The 498-nt window shown below is 47.4% G+C and carries 1 protein-coding gene; it reads left to right on the top strand.

Translation table 11 applies throughout. The features are described from left to right. Positions 1 to 498, top strand: a 498-nt coding sequence (locus OW492_RS16985) for an Ig-like domain-containing protein (protein WP_290041724.1), incomplete at both ends; no start/stop codon positions are given.

Below are 498 nucleotides of genomic sequence, written 5' to 3'. Positions count from 1 at the left end.
ACGATACAACGCCTGCGTTAACCGGCACAGTAAATGATAATGATGCAACGGTTGTAGTGACGGTCAATGATATTGAATACGATGCTACTAATAATGGCAACGGCACGTGGACGTTAGCGGATAATGAATTAGCGGCATTAACCGAAGGTGAAATTGCGGTGAGTGTGGTGGCAACAGATACGGCGAACAACAGCAGTGACGCTGCAACCGGCACCATCACTTTAGACTTAACGGCGCCAACAGTCGCGGTGACGTCAATCACTACAAACGATACAACGCCTGCGTTAAGTGGCACAGTAAATGATAATGATGCAACGGTTGTTGTGACCGTGAATGGCATTGAATACGATGCAACTAACAATGGTAATGGCACGTGGACGTTAGCGGATAATGAATTAGTCGCATTAACCGAAGGTGAAATTGCGGTGAGTGTGGTGGCAACGGATACGGCGAATAACAGCAGTGACGCTGCAACCGGCACCATCACTTTAGACTTAA

Origin of the sequence: Psychromonas sp. 14N.309.X.WAT.B.A12 (genome assembly GCF_030397575.1) — a bacterium.
Lineage (GTDB): Bacteria > Pseudomonadota > Gammaproteobacteria > Enterobacterales > Psychromonadaceae > Psychromonas.
The sequence above is the reverse complement of the archived record's forward strand: the minus strand, read 5'-3'. Positions and strand labels throughout refer to the sequence as shown.